This is a genomic window from Paenibacillus sp. FSL R5-0527 (assembly GCF_038008055.1).
GTDB classification, from domain to species: domain Bacteria; phylum Bacillota; class Bacilli; order Paenibacillales; family Paenibacillaceae; genus Fontibacillus; species Fontibacillus macerans.
The window spans coordinates 3,831,127-3,850,282 of sequence record NZ_JBBOYI010000001.1 but is presented as its reverse complement, the minus strand read 5'-3'; the positions used below and the strand labels follow the sequence as shown (position 1 = coordinate 3,850,282).

The window sequence follows — 19,156 nt, the reverse complement described above, 5'->3', positions numbered from 1 at the left end:
ACCTAACTTTGGTTCAATCACCAACCTATATCTTTTAGAGGAGGATTCTCATTTTATGTACAGTAATGTAAGTCAACAGCTTCGCGAAATCGAGCAAACGATGCGCCAATTGGAGCAGCAAACGCGCCAAGCTACGATGATGTATCAGCAAATGCTGCAGCAGGAGCAGCATAATGCGATGCAGCTTGAAGAGCTGGCGCAGCGCGAGCGCAGAGCGTCGCAATCGATCCAAAACGCGCTTCAGGGCCATCAAACGGCGGTGCAGTCCTATCAGCGCGTAGCCCAAATCTGCAGCCAGTTGGAAAACAGCATTCACTCGATGAACGCTGGCGCAAACTTCGGCCAAGCCGGAATCGGGCAAAGCTCGTACGGCGTTCAGCATATCGGAGCATCCGGCTACAATCCGGGAAGCGTAGGAAGCTTCGGCGCTTCCGGCATCAGCCATTCGATTTCCGGTTCTTCAGGCTTCAGCAGCGGCATTTCCTCTGCTTCCGGGATCGGCAGCGGCATTGGCAGCATGTCTGGGGCGTCCGGCATCGGCAGCGGAATCTCCTCTGCTTCCGGCAGCGGCATTGGCAGCGCTGCGTCCGGAGCATCCGGCTCCGGCTCCGCCTCGACGGCTTCCGGCGGCCATATGCGCGGATTTCAGTAATTTCAAAAAGAACAAGCCGTCCGGTGCGGACGGCTTGTTCTTTTTCGCGCTCTCCCGCCCTATGTTATAATGGGAATTAATTCATTTGTTGGAGGACGCTTATGAGCAAGTTTATTCTGTTTTTTGCCTTAACCTGGTTGACCGGAAGTCCGATTGTCGCCATCGTGATTTTGCTCCTCATTTTCTATTTCCTGGACCGGCGGTTTATCGGCATTTTCCCCAGCGTAACAAAGCCATTCAAACGTTTACGCAGCATCTCCCGTTTGCGGCAGCAGCTTGCGCTAAGCCCTTTTGACGTTTCTTCCAAACGCGAGCTTGCCCGTCTGCTGCTGGAACGAAAACGATATCGCGAAGCCTTCGGGCTGCTTGAGGATGTCAAGTCGTCCTCGGAAACCTCAGCCGAGTTTTGGAGCGATCTGGGTACGGCTTCATTGGGGCTGGGGCAACTTGAGGAAGGCGAAGAACAAATGCTTCGCGCGCTTTCTCTAAATGATCGCGTCAAATACGGACAGCCCTATCTTCAGCTCGCCTCCGCCTTTCGCGACAAGGACCCGCAAAAAGCGCTGGAGTACGCGGCCAAATTCGGGGAAATCCAGTCCTCCTCCAGCGAAGCCTACTATTTGCTCGCCAGCCTTTATCAGTCGCTCGGACGCAAGGAGGAAGCAAGACGGGCGCTCAATGAATCCATCGCCGTTTACCGCAGCTTGCCGAAATACAAAAAACGGCAGGAACGCAAGTGGGCGCTGCGCAGCCTAATTAAACGAAGCACTCTGAACTAAACGGCCGGATTAGAAAAACCGCCGGAGGAATCTGCTCCGGCGGTTTTTTGATATTCGAAATAGCGGTCATTTGTGGCGTTATTTTTGAGCTTTTCCCCCTCCTACGCAAAATAGCGGCACTTCCTGCGCCAAAACAGATGCATTTTTCCATTTCAATCGTCCCAAAGCAGGTGAATTCCTTCAAATGGAATGCACTTTTGCAGTTGATCCACACAGACCGTAAATAACTGCTCTCCGAGAATTAATCCTCATTCTCCTCGTCCACATTGTACACGCAGCGGAAACGCTCTTCGCCGTAAGGGCCGCCGCCAAGTCCGGTAATTTGAAAGCCGATGCTGCGGAAAAACTGGGCCCCCTCTTCGTCCGTGACCGAGGCGATGCTTTCCGGATTGGCATGAGACAAAGCCAGCAGCACCAATCCCCGGCCATACCCCTGCATCCGGTTCTCGGGCCGCACGACGAGATGAATGATTTCCAGCACGCGCGAGTCATTGACCCGAAAACCGATCAGCCCAACGACTTCGCCTTCGTCCTCATAACCGTACAATTGGCCGGCGCCGGAGCGGTACAGCGCTAGCGCCTCCTCCAGCGCATCGGGCTCCAAAACGACGGCGTATTCCAGCAGCTCGCGGATTTGCGGCTCGTCCACCCGCGAATTTATTGGTTTGAACATGCGGCCTCCTTGATTTCCGTATGCCCGTCATCGTAGCCGACGACAACCGTATCGGCAATTCCGACGAATAAACCGTGATCCACGACGCCGGTTATCGCTTTTAATTCCTCGGCCAGCACGGCCGGGTTTGCGATTTTGCCGAACGCGGCGTCTACGATATAGTTTCCGTTGTCGGTGACATACCGCTCCGCTCCCCGCATCCGCGTCTCAAACGGAACGCTGTAGCGTCTTTCGAGTTGCTTCAGCGTCCATTCATAGCAAAACGGCACAATTTCAATCGGCAGCTTGAATTGCCCCAGATGCGGCACGATTTTCCCGCTGTCGGCAATCACGATAAACCGTTCGCTATTCATGGCGACCAGCTTTTCGCGCAGCAGCGCGCCGCCGCCGCCTTTGATCAGCGAGAGCCCCGGGTCAACCTCGTCCGCCCCGTCGATGGCGATGTCCAGACGATCGACTTCGCCGGCCTGAAGCAGCGGAATATTATATTTTACGGCGAGCTCCTCCGAAGCGTTGGAAGTGGCGATAGCGCGGATGCGCAGTCCCTCGGCGACCATTTGGCCGATTTTCTCAATCGCGTAGTAGGCCGTGGAGCCGGTTCCAAGCCCTACCTTCATCCCGTCCTTAACCCACTCCGCCGCGCGGTACCCCGCCGCCTGTTTTGCATTCATATGATTCCCCTCCAAAAAATAATGGCCCTAACGCCTATGTAATACCTGTCCATTCATTCATGACACTCGCTTTTAATCATACCAAAAAAGCCCGCACAATAGAACAGCGGAGGCGATTTCCGCTCCGCTGTCCAGGCGCGAACCATATGGAGTTTAACCTTGATGCAGCGGCCGCGGCGCTTTCGTGGACCGGGAGACTCCGCCGCGCCCCGAATGGGGTTTAACCATCAGCAGAAGCAGCAGCATCCCCGCCAAAGCCACCCCCGCGATGGCAAAAAACATCGTCATATGCCCCCGCTTCATCAGCAGCGACATCACCGGCGGCCCGGCCGACACCCCGATAAAACGCATGCTGCTGTAGAGGGAAGTGATTGTGCCGCGCATTTCTTTGTCTATGCCTTCGGTAATCAGCGCGTCCTGGCTGGGGAGCACCATGCCGATCCCCGTGCCGCAAACGATCAGACAAGCGATGACGAAATAAATGTTATTGAAAAATCCGATGCCGAAGAGGGCCCCTGTAGCGAGCACCAGCCCCGCCACTCCCAGCCACTTCATGAGGATTTTGTTTTTCCCGATCTTTTTCCCGGTCAAATACGAGGCGAGGCATAAAGCGGCCAGCGGAACGGCCAGCACCAGACCTTTGATTACGCCGTTCAACCCGTGCTTGACTTCCAACTGCTCCGACAAGTAAAAAAGGACGCCGAACAGCAAAAACATGCAGATACCGCCGATGGCGAAAATGGCAAACAGCCACCGCCCCTTCAGCTTGAGTACTTCCTTGACCGCGCGCAAAAACTCGGGCAGCGGCTTCGCGTTGTCCCTTTCCTTCGGTTCCTTGACCAAAAACAGGACGAGCAGCAGCGAAATCAGGCAAAGCACCGGTATCGCCAGCAGCGGCACGTACCACATCCAAGCGCCCAAAAGCGCGCCAAGAATCGGGCTGAGTACCTTGCCGAACGTATTTGACGTTTCGATGACGCCGAGGTTATGGCTAACCTCCTCCTCGTCTTCGAACAGGTCGCCGACGAGCGGCAGCACGATCGGAAAGGCCCCCGCGGCTCCGATTCCCTGCAAAAAACGCCCGGCCAAAATCAGCCAATACACGGCGATGCCATCGGCAAACCAATCGGCAACGCCCGACACGGCGCCGCCGATCCCGGCAAGGATCAGGCTGGGAATGATGATCGCTTTGCGGCCGAATTTATCCGACAGATAACCGGCCACGGGGATCAACAAAATCGCGACAACCGCATACACCGTAATCAGCATGCTGACCTGAAACGAAGTGACGCGGAGCGCACGGGCAATTTCCGGTAAAATCGGGATCAGCATGGAATTTCCCAGCGTCATGATGAGCGGTATCGAAGCCAACGCAATCAAATCGCCTTTTTTGCTAACCATAAGGTCATCCGCCGTCCTTCCGTATAACGTATATAACCGACCCGGTTAGTGTATTAATTTACGGCGAAATTATACCTGCTAAAGGGTTACTCCGTTTTTGAAAATGGCAATCTCCCGAAATCCGTTTTTCTCGTTATTAACCAACCTGCCGCTGGCGATATCGATAATGAAGCCGAGAAATTCGTCCAGCACCCGATCCGGATCCCCTTCCTCAACCAGAACGCCGGCATTGTAATCGATCCAATGCGGTTTTTCGCGATACAATGCCGAATTGGTCGATACTTTTACCGTCGGCACAAATGTGCCGAACGGGGTGCCGCGGCCGGTCGTGAACAGAACCAGCTGGCATCCCGCAGCCGCCAGCGCCGAAGCCGCAACCAAGTCGTTGCCGGGCGCGCTTAGTAAATTGAGGCCTTTCGTTTTCAGGCGTTCGCCGTACCGAAGAACGTCATTGACCGGAGAAATTCCCGACTTCTGCGTACAGCCCAGCGATTTATCCTCCAGCGTCGTAATGCCTCCCGCTTTGTTGCCCGGCGAAGGATTTTCGTAAACCGGCTGCTTGTAATCGAGAAAATATTGCTTGAAGTCATTAATCAGTTCCACGATTTTGCCGAATACCTCTTCATCCTTGGCGCGTTCCATCAAAATCGTTTCGGCCCCGAACATTTCCGGCACCTCCGTCAGCACCGTCGTCCCGCCCTGGGCCGCCATATAATCCGAAAGGCGCCCCAGCAGCGGATTGGCCGTAATCCCCGACAGCCCATCGGAACCCCCGCATTTCAGCCCGATGTTAAGCGCGGACAGCGGAACGGTCTCCCGGCGGTCTTCGCGCGCGGCCTCATAAATCTCTTTAAGCAGCCGTACTCCTTCGCCAACCTCGTCGGACACTTCTTGCGAGACAAGAAATTTTACCCGGGAAGCGTCGTAATCGCCCAAAGCCTCTTTAAATTCGCTCATCGTGTTGTTTTCGCAGCCTAATCCCAGGACCAGCACGCCCCCGGCATTCGGATGTTTTACGGCGTCGGCCAGCATCGTCCGGGTATGGACATGGTCGTCGCCAAGTTGAGAGCAGCCGTAATTGTGCTTCAGAACAAGCGCGTTCTCAAACGGCAGGGTCGAGCCGACTTCCTGGATAAAAGCGGACAATATCAGGTCGGCCACCCCGTTCACGCACCCCACGGTCGGCACGATCCACAGCTCATTGCGGATGCCTACGCTGCCGTCCTTTCGTTTGTACCCCTCAAAGCTTCGATTCTCGAAGGAATACGGATTGGGCGCGATTTTTGGAGTGTATCTGTAATCCTCCACGCCCGTCAAGTTCGTTTTCGTATTATGCGTATGCACGTGGCTGCCGGGGGCGATGTCCCGTGTGGCATGGCCGATCGGATAGCCGTATTTGATCACATTTTCGCCGTTAAAAATCGGGGTGAGCGCAACCTTATGCCCCCGTCCGATCGCTTCCGTCAATTCGATGTCGCGCCCGTCGACGCTGAGCGTTTCGCCGGGGGTGTAATCCCGAAGCGCAACGGCCACATTGTCTCGTTCGTGAATCCGGATATACTCTTTCATTCGCAGCCCCTCCCGGTCATTGCTCGGCACCGGCGGATGCCCCAAGCAAATCTTCCAGCGCCCGTACCATACCTGCCGATTCGATATGATATAAATCTTCCGCCAATTGGCCGGCCAGCCCGTTCACCTCGTTCAAATCCATGCCCCAGCGTTCCTTCGAGGCAAGAACCTCGGCCACAAGACGCCGGACGGCTTCACGGGAACCGTCGCAAACCCGCCACAATGCGGCAAATTGATCCAGCACATCCCGGTCGTCCGCAAGCTCGATCGGCTCCCCGCCGCGTTTTCCTTTGTAGAACGCCAGCAGCGCGGCGAACGCAAACGTAAGCTTCCTTGGCAATTTCCCCTGCTCTTTGGAATAGGTTAGCAATGTCGGCAGGTCCCGGGTTTTGAATTTGGACACGGAATTCAGCGCAATGCTCATTAAGTAATGGCGGACAAAAGGATTGCGGAACCGTTCAAGCACCGCCGCCGCGAACGACTGCAGTTCCTCCTTCGGCAGCTCCAGGGTGGGAATGATTTCGTCATAAATCAGCGACTCTACGAATTTTCCGACGACCGGGTGATCGACGCTTTCGCCCACCGTGTCTAGCCCGTAAAGGTAAGCCACCGGGGTTAAGGCGGTATGCGCCCCGTTCAGTATTCTCACTTTGCGGGTCCGGTACGGAGTCATATCGTCCACCACCAGCACTTGCAGTCCCGCAAGCTCCGCCGGAAATTCCTCCTTGATCCATTGCGGCCCCTCGATCACCCACAGATGGAACTGCTCCCCCACAACGACAAACCGGTCCTCATACCCCAGCTCTTCCGTAATTTCCCCGATCCGTTCCTTCGGATACCCCGGCACAATCCGGTCGACCAGGCTGCAGCAAAACGTGTTGGCTTCATGCAGCCAGTTTACAAAATCGGCGCCCAGGTTCCAAAGTTCGGCATACTTCAGCACGATCGCTTTCAGCTCATCGCCGTTGCGGTCGATAAGTTCGCAAGGAATGATAATGAAGCCTTTGGACCGGTCGCCGCCAAAGTATTGGTAACGGCGGTGCAACAACGCGGTCAATTTGCCGGGATAGCTGGATTGCGGCTGATCCTCCAGCCGGTCCGCCGGGGCAAAAGCGATCCCCGCCTCCGTCGTATTGGAGATAATAAAGCGCAGATCGGGATTTTCCGCCAGTTTGGCATAAGCCTCGTATTCGCTGTAGGGATTGATGCCCCGGGCCACCGACTCGATCAATGAATGCTCCCGGACAGGGCGTCCCTCCTTCATCCCTTCCAGATAAACGGTATAAAGTCCGTCCTGCTCGTTCAGCGCCTCGGCCAGCCCGGCCGGCAGAGGTTGGACGATTACTACGTTTCCGTTAAAACCGGTTTTCTTGTTCATGATATCGATCTGCCAATCGACAAAAGCCCGCAAAAAGTTGCCTTCCCCAAACTGCAGCACTTTCGCCGGACGAACAGCGCGCCCCGGCGCCATAGCTTGCGTTAATCGATTCATCTTAAAACTCCTCCATCGCATCAGACTATAAGATCATTCGAATATATATTGATTCATAATTGAACACGTTAACATATTAACAAACTATTAAAGTAAATCAATCGAATCATCAATATGTTCACAAATTATGCACACGTTAAAATAAACCGGCGATTGGACGACCGGTTACAGCTAAGCAACCGGTCCAACCTAAAGTTAAATCGCCTCCAGCCCAGCCGGCTTAGCGGTGGAATTCCGCCGCATCAGCTCCGTCTTCAGGAACAGCCTCTCTCCCGCGGCCGACGGATCGTCGATCAGCCGAAGCAGCTTACGCGCGCCCTCGGCGCTGATCTCTTCGATCGGCCGTTTAATGGTGGTCAGCGACGGCGTGGTGAACTGCGCAAACTCAATATCGTCAAAGCCGATCACCGAGATGTCCTCCGGCACTCTTTTTCCCCGCTCAAACGCGGCTTTCATCGCCCCGATCGCCATATCGTCATTGGCGCAGAACACGGCGGTGGGAGGCTGCTCGAGCTTAAGCAAATCCAGCATGGCCTGGAACCCGCTTTCCATATCGTAACGCCCATGCACAAAATAATCGCCGACGATCGGAATGCCGCTGTCGATCAGCGCATTCAGCAGTCCTTCCCTTCTTTGCTGCGTCGACTTGAATCCCTCGACTCCTTCGATCATGGCGATGCGCGTATGGCCTGCGGCGATCAGATGTTTTCCCGCCGCGTACGCCCCTTCCTTGTCATCCGACAAAATATTGATAATCCGCGAATCCGCCACTTGGCGGTTCAGGACCACGAGCGGAATCTCCTGCTGCAGCACATGGTAAATAAACGCGTTGTCCGACTCGCTTTGACTCATCACGATAATGCCGTCAAACCGTTTGCGGTGGATCGAGGCATAATCCGCGTAATCTTCGATGCCGCGCGTAAACAAATTGTATTCGACATCGATCACCTGATTGACGCCGCTCATCGCGTCGGCAAAAAAGCTCGAGGAGGTCCCTCTTTTTAAACTGGTAAAAAACAGGCCGATCGTGTACGACCTCTGCATCACCAGGCTTTTGGCGTTGACGTTTGGCGTATAGTTCATTTGCGCCGCGAGTTCCATTATTTTACGTTTCGTTTCTTCCTTGATGAACGGGCTGTTGTTCAAAGCCCGGGATACCGTTGTATGGGATACGTTCGCCAGCTTGGCGAGATCTTTAATCGTTACTGTCATACGAATGAGCCCTCTCTTATCAAGCATCCTGTACTTGCCGTATTTTCTTTTAACAATAGCATAATCCGGGCAAGCAGATAAACGCCTCATAAGACTTGGGGAACACATTCACACATTTTTCTTATTTGCCGGCCGCTTGCAGCTCCTGTACGATCTGCTCGTGTTTTTTGTCCGTCAGTTTATACATGTAACCGATGACCAGCGCCGCCAGCGTTAAAGCCACCGCCGGATAGAGCAGCAGCAGTCCCTTGATGCCGACTAAAGTGCCCGCCTTCTGGGCCACATTGGGGACATACCCCACCAGCCAGAGACCGATCCCGGAAAGGAATCCGGACAGCGACTGCGCCAGCTTCCGCGAGAAGTTAAACAGCGAGTAGGTCGTTCCCTCTTTGCGTTCGCCGGACACCCATTCCCCGTAATCGATAATGTCGGAGACGAAGGCCCAGGTTACGCCGTTCGGAATGCTGATGCCGATAAAAGCTATGCTTGCGAGCACCGTAAAAACCACCACATTGGACGGCATAAAGAAGTTCAGCAGATCGGCGGCAACGCTGACGGCCATCCCGATCAAAGCCGTTTTCTTCTTGCCGAATTTAGCGACCAGCTTAGGCAGGAAAAGCACGCCGATAAAAGAAGAACCGATGATGATGAAGTTCATATAAGCCATGAGTTCCACATTGCCCAGGTTATATTCCGCGAAATACACCAGCATCGCCGATTTCAAGTTGTAGGCGGAAATCGTAAAAATCGTCATCAGCACCAAAACCAGCAGCGGTTTATTGGAGATGAAGGTGCGGACGATCGTCATGAAGGTCAGTTTTTCCTGCGGAGCCGCCTGCTTTACGATCCGCTCCTTGGTTCCGCGGTAGCAAAAGAAGAAGGCAATGACTCCGATGACGGACATCAGTCCCATCACGACCGGATACCCGATTTTTTCGTTCGGGAAGCGGACGATCAGCGGCATGACGACAACGCTCGTCACAAACAACGCGCCCAGCGAGCCGGCCTGCCGGAAGGAAGACAGCGACGCCCGTTCTTTGGTGTCCTGCGTAATGGCCGCCCCCAAAGAACCGTAAGGAATATTTACGAAAGAATAGCCGATGCCCCAGATCATATAAGAGGCGTAAGCGTAAATCAAATTGCCGCCGGAAGAAAGTCCCGGGCTAATAAACGTCAGAACCGTCAGCACGGCGAGCACGAAGCTACCGTACAGCAAAAACGGTCTGAATTTGCCCCGGGGGCCGATTTTTTTGCGGTAATCGATGGAAGAGCCGACGATCGGATCGACAAAAGCGGCAAATAATTTGCTCACCAGAAAGATGCCCGCCGCCGCTTGCGAGGAAATCCCCGCGACGTCGGTAAAGTATTTCAACAAATACAATTGTCCAAGGTCAAACATGAATCCGTTTCCAAAGTCGCCCAAACCGTAGGAAATCTTCTCTTTTAATCCAATACCCCGATTAGGGCTCCCCGTGTTGTTCAGGGTTTCTGCTTGTTCAGCAACAGCCACTCCCATATGCTATCCTTCTTTCTATTTGTGTGAAAATAAATGTGAAAATATTCACTTGTAAATTTGCAGCGGGCGGTATTTTCCGGTTAAAGCGGCTTATTCGCAGCCTTTTGCCCTCTTTTGCGGTATTCACATTAGGGCAAAAGATAGCGGCAAAAGGCTTCGAACCGCCACCCTTAACCCGGGAACGTCGCCATGGCCGGAAAAGCAAAATAGCGTTTGGCGTTTTCATAGCAAATATTTTGCACCATTTTGCCGAGCAGCTTCATATCATCCGGCGCTTCTCCCTGCTCCACCCAGTTTCCGAGCACCGCGCACAGCAATCTGCGGAAGTACTCATGCCGAGTATACGACAGAAAACTGCGCGAGTCTGTAAGCATTCCGACAAAGGCGGACAATACGCCCAAATTCGCCAGCGTCTTCATCTGCTCGGTCATTCCGTCGATATGATCGTTGAACCACCATGCTGTTCCAAACTGCATTTTACCGGGAACGCCGGATTCCTGGAAGCTCCCCATCACACTGGCGAGAACCGGGTAATCGTTCGGATTCAGCGAATAAAGAATCGTCTTGGGAAGCGCGCCTTCGCGCTCGAGTCCGTCGAGCAACGCCGCGAGCGGCTTGGCAATCGCCCCGTCATTGATGGAATCGTATCCCGTATCCGGTCCCAGACGGTTAAACATCCTCGTATTATTGTTGCGCAGGGCGTGAATGTGCAGCTGCATCGCCCAGCCGAGCTCCGCATAAAGCTTGCTCATATAGCGGAGGGTGTGCGATTTGTACATCGCTTCCTCTTCGGCCGTAACCTCTTCCCCGCGGAGCGCCTTGGCAAATATAGCGGCGGCTTCTCCGCGCGTCGCATCCTTATACGCAAGCACATCGATCGCGTGGTCGGATACCCGGCCCCCGGCCGAATGAAAGAAGCGGATACGCGCTTCCAGCGCTTTAAGCAACTGGTCGTAATCGGCGATGGTTTCTCCGCTTACGCCGGACAGCTTTTCGATCCACGGGAGGAACGTCGCGCGTTTGATCTCCAGCGCTTTATCCGGACGGAAACTTGGCAGTACAGCGGTTTCAAAACCGGCAAGCTCGCGGATCTTGAAATGGTATTCCAGCGAATCCGCCGGATCGTCCGTGGTGCAGACGACAGCCACCTTCGATTTCGTAATGAAGTCCCGAGCGCCGAACCCTTCGCCTTGCAGTTGACGGTTTACTTTCTCCCAAATCAGCGGAGCCGTCTCTTCACTCAGCAGCTCGTATACCCCGAAAAAGCGCTGCAGCTCCAGATGCGTCCAATGATACAAAGGGTTGCCGATCAAGGTCGGCACGGTGCGGGCCCAGGCCAAAAACTTATCGTAATCGCTGGCCGCGCCGGTGATACACGCTTCGTCCACGCCGTTTGCGCGCATTACCCTCCATTTGTAATGGTCGCCATAAAGCCAGGCCTCGGTAATGTTGGCAAACTGTTTGTTCTCATAAATTTCCTGGGGACTCAAGTGGCAATGGTAATCGATAATCGGCATGTCCTTGGCCCAATCGTGGTATAACCGTACGGCTGTTTCGGTGGAGAGAAGAAAGTTCTCGTCCATAAATTTCTTTACCACATCCGTATCCTCCCATTAAATATTGTTAACGTGAACAATTTGATTCAAAAAAAACAACTGCGCGCAGGTGAGGTGAGAAAAAAATCACATAATTGCCGGCAATATGGTCATCTCAACCCTTAAATGTTCACGTTACCATTATATTGTATCCGTTTTGTTTCCGCGCGCAAGATTTTATTTGCAATCTATTGTTACAGAACTATGAATTCGCGTACAAAAAACGGACAACCAAGAGCTAAAAAAGCTGAACTACTGATCGAACAGGCAGCCGGGTGAAATGTTCTTACGATCGCTGTTGTTCACGGATTTCTTTCATCCACTAAATTCGGAAGTTGTAGAAATCCGTTCACAAAGGCGACCACTGCCGTTTCTTCAGAATCATTTCACCCTCTTGCCTTTCCCCGTCCATTCAGTATCTTCCACTTAAATAGATGGATTGTCCGTTTGTTTCGCATGATCGCTATCTTGCTTTCGTAAACCGCTTTATCCCGTTTCAGACAGGCTGCCGCTCGCTCACGTAGAGGGCGGCGTCCTGACCGGTAACAAACGGGCTGGGCTCGCCAAGCGAGTAGATATATAGAAGGTGCATCGCCCGCGTACAGGCCGTATAGAACAGCTTCCGCTCGCTCTCCCGGGAATACTGGCCCGCCGACGCGTCATAGATCAGTACGGCGTCGAATTCGACCCCTTTGGCCAAATAGGCAGGGATTACCTGCACCCCTTTTTCAAAACCGAGCGTCGTCTTCTTGACCAGCTTCGGCGGCGCGGGCAACAGCGGCTCCAGCGCCCGCTGGACCTCCGCGCTCTGCTCGGCCGTTTTGCAAATGACCGCCACCGATTCGTATCCTTCTTCCGCCAGGCGTTTCAATTCCTCCGCTATAGCCCGGAGCAGCCCTTCCCGGGTGCCCAGAACCGTTACGCGCGGACGCTCCCCGCTCCGGTTAAATGGAACGATGTGCTCTCCGCCCGGAACCATGCCCCGCGTGAATTCGACGATCTCCTTGGTGGAACGGTAGCTGCGCGTCAGCGAAATGACCTCGGTTTCCTCCGGCCCGTACAGGTCCACCAAAAGACCGGATTCCTGCAGCACGGAGCCGTGCGCGTAGATCGCCTGGTTGAAATCGCCCAAAGCCGTGATCTTGGCCCGCGGGAACAGCCGCTTCAGGAAAAACAGCTGAAATGCCGAATAATCCTGGGCCTCGTCAATGATGACATGGCGGATGGACGTATTGGATCTGAAGCCCAGGAGCAGCTCCTTCAGATACAATAGCGGCGTGATGTCCTCGTAAAACAGCTCCCCTTCGGCGATTTTCCGCAGCGTCTGGGAACAAATCTCATCCCAGCGCTCCGGCAAAGCTCCCGGATGCACTTCGCGGAACAAGGAAACGTCGCTGAACAACTGCGTGTACAGCCGGGTCACATCGACGAAGCGCAGCGATTTCACCCATTTCCGCAGCGGCTTGAGCCGGTCGCTCACGACCATTTTGGCCAAGATCGTTTTTTCGTCCTCGTAGTCGCTGAAGGAATCTCCCTTCCTCTGATTTTTGCGGCGCATCCGCTGGTAAGCGCGTTGATAGTCCTCGGTGTCGAGAAGTTGAATCTGCTCCTCGACCCAAGGCTGATCCAGCTCCTCTTTGCCGAATGCGGCCAGCTCTTTAAGCAGCCACTCCTTCAGCAACTCGCAGCGGTTGGCGAGCCGGATCGCCGGATCGTAACCGTAAAATCGCGCGGCGATCGCCTCCGCGCCGATGACCTCGCGCCCTTGAAACCGCAGCGGTTTGAACTTCATCGCTTTTCTCTCCAGGAGCTCTTTGTACCGGGCAATCGCCTCCAGATATTGAACGGACGATTTGAAGCGGATGGCGTCGATCCGCGCTTGATAAGCCTCGTCTTCCCTCGCGGACAAGACATATTCGATCTGGACGAACGGATCCTCAAGCTGGAAATCCCGGCCCAGCCGGTGCTCGAGGTATTCCTGGAACGTCGTTTGCTGCATGTTCTCTTCCCCAAGCTCGGGCAGTACCGTCGATACATAGCTGTTAAACATCGGATTCGGAGAAAACAAAATCATCTGATCCGCCTGCAGCACGTCCCGGTGCTTATACAGCAAATAAGCGACGCGCTGCAAGGCCGCCGACGTTTTGCCGCTGCCCGCGGCTCCCTGCACGATCAGCATCCGGCTGCGATCGTTGCGGATGATGCGGTTCTGCTCCCGCTGGATCGTGGCCACGATGCTTTTCATCTGCGCGTCGGAGCTCCGCCCGAGCACCTGCTGCAGCAGCTCGTCCCCGATCGTCACGCCCGTGTCGAACATAAGCCTCAGTTCGCGTCCGCGGATGACGAACTGCCGTTTAAGCTTCATCTCGCCCGATATCGTCCCCGACGGGGTTTCATAAGAAGCCGGCCCGGGCACGCTGTCATAATACAGGTTGGAGATCGGCGCCCGCCAATCGTAAACGAGAAATGTCTCGTCTCCGTCTTCCAGCAGGGAGGCAATGCCCAAATAGATCGCCTCGGCCGCGGCTTCTCCTGCTTCGGCGAAATCGATGCGGCCGAAATAAGGCGACTCTTTCAGCCGCTTCATTTTTCCGAGCATGGCGGAAGCGTGCAGGTGGCTTTTTTCCCGCTCCGCGAGTACCTGGGATTGCTGCCGCAAGCTCGTGGACGTTTCCCCCACATCATCGGCCTCGCTGAAATTGACGGTCACTTCATCCCAAAAATCTTTCCGCATGGCAACGACATCCCCGCGAACCGAACCGACCTCCCGCTCCAGTTTGCGGATTCTGGCGTCGATTTGATCGGCGACATATTCTATGCGGCGCTGCTCTTCAAGCCAAGCCTGGTCTTTATTGTCCAATTCAATCGCTCCCTTGGTTTCGTTCAGACTATTGACAATCAAATAAATACATGATATAATCTAAAAGGATGAACATTTTTATATATTTCTATTTGCAGTCCATTTTTTATTGTATCAACTTTGCCCTTAATTTTCAATCTATGTATTATTTTTTTCCGTCATGAAAGTCCTGCCGCTTTGGCAGGACTTTTTCTGCGTTATGCGCCGAAATCTTACTCCCCCGCAGCCGCGCCGGCATGGTCCGCCAGCCTGTTCAGCCTCTCCAGCTGATGGCCGTATTCGTACATTTCCGCCGATACGATCGACAACCGCAATACCCCGGTCCGCTCCGCCGCGTACCTGTCCAGCATCCGCCGCAAAAACGCGTCGTTTTCCTGTTCGAACTGCATGGCCTCCCCGTAATTGGGCTTCAGTTTGTCATCGAATTTCAGCATGATATGCTCGTGGAACTTGGTTAGCTTCTCCAAGTGCTCATCGAATTCCCGGTTCAGCTCCGGAGAACGGACCGCCTGAAAATAATGCTGGTCCACCGCGTTCAGCACCTCGAAGCCCTTGCGCAGGGCGCTGAGCATCTGTTTGTAAACGACGAGCTGGCGATTGTCGCTGAACTTCGGCTTGCGCAGCTTCTTTTTCTCCTCTTCCATCAGCTTGTACTTGTCCGCCAGCGAACCGATCGTATCCTCCAGCGTTCTTTTTTCGCTGCGGAACACCGTCTCCTTCATCTCATCGGAAATCGCCGTCCGCAGCAGCAGCGACAGCTGGTCGAACGTCTCCCGGACCTGCCGCTCGAACTGTACCTTCGGTTTGGGCGGGAGAACAAGAATATTAATGATAAACGCGGACAGGATGCCGATCATACTCAGAGCAAAACGGTTTAGCGCAAACTCCCACTGCCCTGAAGCTTCCATCACCGATACGACCGTGACCAGCGTCAAGCCTATCGTATCCCCCATTTTGAGCTTCAAGCAGATCATGATGACCAGAACACAGATTAATCCGACGGCGATCGGTTCATTGGAAAACAGCATTCCGCCCAGCATCGCCAAAACGGCGCCCAGCGTATTCGTCTGCAGTTGGTCGATCAAATAGCGCCAGGAACGGTAAATCGTCGGCTGCATCGCAAAAATCGCCGCAACCGCCGCGATGACGGGGGAAGACAGATTCAGCAGCACGCCGGCATATAAAGCCAGCGTTACGGCAATGCCCGTTTTGAGCATTCTTGGACCAAATGTCACGGATAATTCCTCCCATGATCAACAACATTTCGTATATTTTAACCCTTCTCAGCCTGAAAACCTGACTTATTCAACTCGCGCTTTAAGCGGAATTTTATGAAATATTAAGCTTCCATTAAGATACTTGGCGCGATTTTGGTCAAAACTGATGGAGGCGAGGACCAAATTATTCTAAACGAAGAGGTGAAGAAAGTCTATGGTTAAGCAGAAACGAAAACCTTTTGCGATGAAAAGCGCCCTTGCCATCCTGTTAGGCTGCAGCCTCGCGGCGGCGGCCATCCCCGCTTACGCGGAAGAGGCGACAGCCCTTGCGGGCCAAACGCAGGAGACCCCGCAAACCCCAAGCCCCAAGCCAAACGAATCGCGGTTTCACCATCACCGCGGCCACTTCCGCGGCGGCCATATCGTCAAGGAAACGGCCGAAATGCTGGGCATGGAACCCATGGCATTGGTGGAGCAGCTGAGACAAGGCAAAACGCTCCTGCAGGTCGTTCAAGCGCAAAAGGGCTGGAGCGAAGAAGAGTATCTGAAAAAGCTGACCGAGACCGCCAACCTGAACATTGACCAAGCGGTCGCCGAGGGCAAGCTTGACCGGGATAAAGCAAACCGCATCAAAGCGCAACTTCCGGAAAAGCTGAAAAAAGCGATCAACCGTTCCTGGAAGGACCGGATGCCCGGGCATCCCGCGGCAGACTATCAGAACAACCAGGTGAAGTGGAAAAATTAAGCCTGAATAGGCGATAGAAAACCGCTGGACACAACATCCAGCGGTTTTTCAAATGCTTCGCGCGGATTACTTTTCCTTGACCGGTTTCGGCAAGCTTCGCTTAGACGGCGTTTTTCCGACCGGCACCTCCATAATATCGAGCAGGAACATGAAAATCGGCACCCCGACAATCAACCCCCATACGCCCAGGAAGTGCTCGGAAACGAGCAAAATCATAAACGTGTAAAAAATCGGCAGATGCGTTTTGTTGGACATAAATTTCGGATTGAGGAAATACGTTTCCACCGCATGCACCACGGCCACCATCACGAGCACGTAGATGATTTTGACCACCCCGCCGATTTTAAAGGCGATCGCGCACAGCGGAACCAGCGATACGATCACGCCCATAACCGGGACCAGACCGAGCAGGAAGATCATAATCGCCAGGGCGAACAAATTCGGGAATCCGAAAATCCACAAAAATATCGTCGACAGGATGCTGTTGACGAGGGCGATCAAAAATTGCACCTCGATCACTTTCCCGAAGGACTGCACGAATTTTTTGCCGAAATACTCCAGTTCCTTAAATAGGCCGCCTACACGGCTCTCCCGGAATTTCACCGTAAAGTTCGTCACTTTTTCTTTTTCCAGCAGGAAGAATAAACTGAGGATGATCGCGACAAACAAATTCAGGCTCCATTTGCCGATGTCCGACAACGTGCTGAGCAGGAAATCGACCCCGTTATGGATGTACGCGGACAAATCGAAATCCTTCAAGTACTCCACTACGTAATTCAGGATGGTATTATCCGGAAATTCGGGCGGGTTCGCATAAAAGGACATGACCTGGTTGACCAGATCTGTCAGTTCCACAGTAAACACCGGCAAATAGTAGTAAAGCGCGACGCCCAAAAGCGAGATCATGACAAGATAAATGAACACCAGGGTCACGGCCCGATTGATGCGGATGACCTTCGCCACATTGCGGCTGATAAAATTGTGCAGCCGATTGATCAAATAAGTGAGGATAAAAGTGATCAAAAGCATATTAAGCATGCTGCGGGCAAAATACAGCACGAGGACGACAAACAGCAGAGCCAGCGCTCTGCGGAATCCCGCCATTTGAAAAAGCTCCCTAAAAAACGTCATTATCGGCTACCTGCTCCTTCGTCGGTCGGATAAAAAACTAAAAAAACCTCTGACGTTAATCTTAAGCGAGGCTTAGCCACTTTGCAAATACAAAAGCCTAAAAATTAGGTAAATTCATTGTAAAATTTTCATTGACCGCATTGGCCGCCTGATTTCATGCTTTATCGTACCGCAGATTCAAAGTTTTGATGCGTTGCCTCGCCCTATTGCAACTCTAAAGGGTTCGGCATATAATTTCGTAAAACGCAAAAGCGACGATGAAGGAGAAGAGTAAGGGGAAACGCCCTGTCAGGGACGGCGGTGCCATAGACTGAAAGCACCCCGCAGGAGACGCCCCGCCGAAGTTCGCTCCCGAGTCGACCCCTGAACTTTCAGACGCTCCGGCCAGTAGGGGGATCCGGCCGCACGCCGTTATCCGTGCCCGAAGCCGAGCAACCAAAGTTGTCTAACGAGGGTGGTACCGCGGAATCGCTTGTATTCCGTCCCTTGATGGACGGCTTTTTTTTGTTTATTTGGCACTTATTTTTGAACAATCTAAAAAAGGAGAGAGCAAAGTGAGCGAAGCCTTAAACAAACTGCGCCAAAAGCTGGACGCCATCAACGATGAGCTGCTGCGCCTGCTGAACGAACGCGCCGCCGTCGTCCGCGAAATCGGCGAAATCAAGGAAAAACAGGGAGTCCCCAAATTTGACCCCGTCCGCGAAAGAGCGATGCTGGAGGAACTGACGCGCCGCAATCCCGGCCCGTTCAAAGATGCGGCGGTCAAGCATATTTTCAAGGAAATTTTCAAAGCCTCGCTGAACCTCCAGGAGGAAGACCATACCAGACAACTGATCGTCAGCCGGAAAAAACAGCCGGAGGATACGGTCCTCGACGTCAAGGGCAATATCATCGGCGGAAGCGCGCAGGTGATGGTCGCCGGGCCGTGCTCGGTCGAATCTTACGAGCAGCTGCGCACCGTCGCGGCCGCCTTGAAAGCGGCCGGCGTCAAAATCATGCGCGGCGGAGCTTATAAGCCGCGTACCTCCCCGTACGACTTCCAGGGGCTCGGCGTCGACGGGCTCAAAATGCTGAAGGAAGTCGCCGATGAATTCGGGCTGGCCACGATCAGCGAAATCGTTCACCCCGCCCATATCGAGCTGGCCGAGCGTTATATCGACGTGATCCAGATCGGCGCGAGAAACATGCAAAATTTCGAGCTGCTCAAAGCCGCCGGCGAAGCGCGCATCCCGGTGCTGCTCAAGCGCGGGATATCGGCGACGCTGGAGGAGTTCGTACATGCCGCGGAATATATCGCGGTCAGCGGCAACACCCGCGTGATGCTGATCGAACGCGGCATCAGAACGTACGAGAAGTGGACGCGCAACACGCTCGATATTTCCGCGGTTCCGCTGCTCAAGCAGGAAACGCACCTGCCGGTTCTGGTCGACGTCAGCCATTCCACCGGGCGGAAGGACATCCTGCTGCCCTGCGCCAAAGCGGCGCTGGCCGCCGGAGCGGACGGCATCATGGTCGAGGTGCACCCCGATCCGCAAACCGCCTTGTCCGATGCCGCGCAGCAGCTCGATATTCCGCAGTTCGAGCAGCTTTGGGCCGGAATCCGCGAATCCGGACTGTTTAAGGAATGATCAGGCAGATAAGAA

Annotated in this window: 15 protein-coding genes; 4 read left to right on the top strand and 11 right to left on the bottom strand. The window is 54.0% G+C overall.

Going from position 1 to position 19,156, the window contains the following annotated elements:
• The first annotated feature begins 55 nt into the window (after positions 1-55).
• The gene (locus tag NYE69_RS16845) at positions 56-652 is read left to right on the top strand and encodes a hypothetical protein (RefSeq protein WP_196427517.1); all 597 of its coding nucleotides are present in this window, start codon (positions 56-58) and stop codon (positions 650-652) included.
• 101 nt (positions 653-753) lie between these two features.
• A complete protein-coding gene (locus NYE69_RS16840) occupies positions 754-1,431 on the top strand; it encodes a tetratricopeptide repeat protein (RefSeq protein WP_340927114.1) in 678 nt (225 codons plus the stop codon).
• A 241-nt stretch (positions 1,432-1,672) separates the two neighbouring features.
• On the opposite strand, the gene NYE69_RS16835 is transcribed toward NYE69_RS16840, so the two are convergent.
• The 10 genes from NYE69_RS16835 to NYE69_RS16790 form a co-directional block, all read right to left on the bottom strand.
• The gene (locus tag NYE69_RS16835) at positions 1,673-2,104 is read right to left on the bottom strand and encodes a GNAT family N-acetyltransferase (RefSeq protein WP_036622143.1); all 432 of its coding nucleotides are present in this window, start codon (positions 2,102-2,104) and stop codon (positions 1,673-1,675) included.
• Positions 2,089-2,775 (bottom strand): ribose-5-phosphate isomerase RpiA, encoded by a 687-nt coding sequence (gene rpiA / locus NYE69_RS16830; RefSeq protein ID WP_036622142.1) that lies wholly within the window; start codon positions 2,773-2,775, stop codon positions 2,089-2,091. Before rpiA ends, NYE69_RS16835 begins: the two co-directional genes overlap by 16 nt.
• A gap of 153 nt (positions 2,776-2,928) precedes the next feature.
• Positions 2,929-4,176: an MFS transporter gene (locus tag NYE69_RS16825; RefSeq protein ID WP_124332700.1), complete on the bottom strand. Its 1,248-nt coding sequence runs from the start codon at positions 4,174-4,176 to the stop codon at positions 2,929-2,931.
• A 78-nt stretch (positions 4,177-4,254) separates the two neighbouring features.
• Positions 4,255-5,745: a UxaA family hydrolase gene (locus NYE69_RS16820; RefSeq protein WP_036622138.1), complete on the bottom strand. Its 1,491-nt coding sequence runs from the start codon at positions 5,743-5,745 to the stop codon at positions 4,255-4,257.
• 16 nt (positions 5,746-5,761) lie between these two features.
• On the bottom strand, positions 5,762-7,237 hold the full coding sequence (locus NYE69_RS16815) for a tagaturonate reductase (protein WP_082207742.1): 1,476 nt from the start codon (positions 7,235-7,237) through the stop codon (positions 5,762-5,764).
• 195 nt (positions 7,238-7,432) lie between these two features.
• On the bottom strand, positions 7,433-8,449 hold the full coding sequence (locus NYE69_RS16810) for a LacI family DNA-binding transcriptional regulator (RefSeq protein WP_340927113.1): 1,017 nt from the start codon (positions 8,447-8,449) through the stop codon (positions 7,433-7,435).
• Positions 8,450-8,570: 121 nt separating this feature from the next.
• Positions 8,571-9,965: an MFS transporter gene (locus NYE69_RS16805; protein WP_036622136.1), complete on the bottom strand. Its 1,395-nt coding sequence runs from the start codon at positions 9,963-9,965 to the stop codon at positions 8,571-8,573.
• A gap of 170 nt (positions 9,966-10,135) precedes the next feature.
• Positions 10,136-11,563, bottom strand: a complete 1,428-nt coding sequence (gene uxaC / locus NYE69_RS16800) for a glucuronate isomerase (protein WP_340927112.1) — start codon at positions 11,561-11,563, stop codon at positions 10,136-10,138.
• Between the two features lie 493 nt (positions 11,564-12,056).
• Entirely contained in the window at positions 12,057-14,420 is a 2,364-nt protein-coding gene (gene helD / locus NYE69_RS16795; protein ID WP_340927110.1) for an RNA polymerase recycling motor HelD, read from the bottom strand.
• A gap of 212 nt (positions 14,421-14,632) precedes the next feature.
• Positions 14,633-15,655: an FUSC family protein gene (locus NYE69_RS16790; protein WP_340927109.1), complete on the bottom strand. Its 1,023-nt coding sequence runs from the start codon at positions 15,653-15,655 to the stop codon at positions 14,633-14,635.
• A 196-nt stretch (positions 15,656-15,851) separates the two neighbouring features.
• Here NYE69_RS16790 and NYE69_RS16785 point away from each other — a divergent pair, with 196 nt between their 5' ends.
• A complete protein-coding gene (locus NYE69_RS16785; protein WP_340927108.1) occupies positions 15,852-16,382 on the top strand; it encodes a hypothetical protein in 531 nt (176 codons plus the stop codon).
• 66 nt (positions 16,383-16,448) lie between these two features.
• Here the strand turns inward: NYE69_RS16785 and NYE69_RS16780 are convergent, their stop codons facing one another.
• The gene (locus tag NYE69_RS16780) at positions 16,449-17,513 is read right to left on the bottom strand and encodes an AI-2E family transporter (RefSeq protein ID WP_340927107.1); all 1,065 of its coding nucleotides are present in this window, start codon (positions 17,511-17,513) and stop codon (positions 16,449-16,451) included.
• Between the two features lie 554 nt (positions 17,514-18,067).
• Between NYE69_RS16780 and NYE69_RS16775 the strand changes: the two genes are divergently transcribed.
• Positions 18,068-19,141, top strand: a complete 1,074-nt coding sequence (locus tag NYE69_RS16775; protein WP_240751842.1) for a bifunctional 3-deoxy-7-phosphoheptulonate synthase/chorismate mutase — start codon at positions 18,068-18,070, stop codon at positions 19,139-19,141.
• Positions 19,142-19,156 lie beyond the last annotated feature (15 nt).

What these genes read in the sequence shown, in the direction of transcription:
- NYE69_RS16825 (WP_124332700.1), bottom strand. Translation starts at nt 4,176, where the DNA reads ATGGTTAGCAAAAAAGGCGATTTGATTGCGTTGGCTTCGATACCGCTC.
- NYE69_RS16780 (WP_340927107.1), bottom strand. Translation starts at nt 17,513, where the DNA reads ATGACGTTTTTTAGGGAGCTTTTTCAAATGGCGGGATTCCGCAGAGCG.
- NYE69_RS16810 (WP_340927113.1), bottom strand. Translation starts at nt 8,449, where the DNA reads ATGACAGTAACGATTAAAGATCTCGCCAAGCTGGCGAACGTATCCCAT.
- NYE69_RS16840 (WP_340927114.1), top strand. Translation starts at nt 754, where the DNA reads ATGAGCAAGTTTATTCTGTTTTTTGCCTTAACCTGGTTGACCGGAAGT.
- NYE69_RS16805 (WP_036622136.1), bottom strand. Translation starts at nt 9,965, where the DNA reads ATGGGAGTGGCTGTTGCTGAACAAGCAGAAACCCTGAACAACACGGGG.
- NYE69_RS16820 (WP_036622138.1), bottom strand. Translation starts at nt 5,745, where the DNA reads ATGAAAGAGTATATCCGGATTCACGAACGAGACAATGTGGCCGTTGCG.
- NYE69_RS16785 (WP_340927108.1), top strand. Translation starts at nt 15,852, where the DNA reads ATGGTTAAGCAGAAACGAAAACCTTTTGCGATGAAAAGCGCCCTTGCC.
- rpiA (WP_036622142.1), bottom strand. Translation starts at nt 2,775, where the DNA reads ATGAATGCAAAACAGGCGGCGGGGTACCGCGCGGCGGAGTGGGTTAAG.
- NYE69_RS16835 (WP_036622143.1), bottom strand. Translation starts at nt 2,104, where the DNA reads ATGTTCAAACCAATAAATTCGCGGGTGGACGAGCCGCAAATCCGCGAG.
- NYE69_RS16845 (WP_196427517.1), top strand. Translation starts at nt 56, where the DNA reads ATGTACAGTAATGTAAGTCAACAGCTTCGCGAAATCGAGCAAACGATG.
- NYE69_RS16815 (WP_082207742.1), bottom strand. Translation starts at nt 7,237, where the DNA reads ATGAATCGATTAACGCAAGCTATGGCGCCGGGGCGCGCTGTTCGTCCG.